1 tRNA gene and 1 pseudogene are annotated in these 1022 nt (G+C 63.5%); one reads left to right on the forward strand and one right to left on the reverse strand.

Annotated elements, in window-relative coordinates:
• Positions 1-195: 195 nt before the first annotated feature.
• A tRNA-Ala gene (locus F6Q13_RS17835) sits at positions 196-266 on the forward strand.
• Between the two features lie 379 nt (positions 267-645).
• Here the strand turns inward: F6Q13_RS17835 and F6Q13_RS17840 are convergent.
• Positions 646-1022 (reverse strand): annotated as a pseudogene (locus F6Q13_RS17840) (serine protease); the annotation flags it as partial.

Genomic DNA, 1022 nt, shown 5'->3' on the forward strand with positions numbered 1-1022 from the left:
TAACGAAGAGGTCGGAGGTTCGAGTCCTCCTAGGCCCACCACCAGGTGTTCACCGACCGGCGTGAGGGGTTTTAGCTCAGCTGGTAGAGCGCTGCCTTTGCAAGGCAGAAGTCAGGGGTTCGCCTCTTATCTGGACGGCAGGGAGAGGAAAGAGGGTGTGACCTGCAAGTATGCTGTCACGGTCATGTCCACGACGGGGCCATAGTTCAACGGTAGAACAGGGCCTTTGCAAGGCTCAGATCGGGGTTCGATTCCCCGTGGCTCCACTTTTGTCGCGGTTGCTGATTTGCTCGCGCTTGCAGTTCACGGTTACGGCTTAGCCCGTCAGACGGGATTGGCGGCATTGGTGTGGTCGCCTGTGGTGGGTGGCCATCCGCTGGCCCGGCGGGATCGCAGAAGTTTTCTGGGCAGAGTACGCGGGTACCGTAGAGTCGCGATCTCCTCGGTGAGATCGCGGTTACGTTGCATGGCTACCGCGAGTTTGGTGCGCAGCGGCTCGACTGTCGCCGAACTAGCTAGCGCGAGGCGCGGAGACGTGGCCGGCCGTGTGGGTGCGGTGCTCGCCGACTTCGTGCGCCACCGCGTAGCGAGACGCCTGGCCGTCTCAGTAGTGGATCGCTGCCTGTTCCACCTCGGGCGGCGGTCTCAGGGCGGGACTGGTGTGAACCCCGCCCCCGGGCCGCCGTTGGCGTTGACGTCGTCGAGGATCGCGCTGAACAATGTCAACTTGGTCACTATCACCGGAGGGGCTCCCTGGAGGTCGCCTGGGACGTTCCAGCCGCTGCGGATCATGCCGATCAGCAGGTCATCGGAGGTGACCGGGCCGCCGTCATCACCTGGTTGAAAGAGCGTAGCCAAATTGGCGCGCGGGCGCGGACTGGGGATGCTCTCGATGTAACTGCAGGAATCACCGGTGGCGGCACCGAGTGTGCAGGCCGGCTGGTGAAATTCTGGGTCTGGGCCGATGCCGTTGATGACGAAGCCCGCCAACATGCCGAACGCGGTCACCAACCCGGCGACGA

The organism is Mycobacterium sp. (assembly GCF_008709575.1).
Taxonomy (GTDB): Bacteria; Actinomycetota; Actinomycetes; order Mycobacteriales; family Mycobacteriaceae; genus Mycobacterium.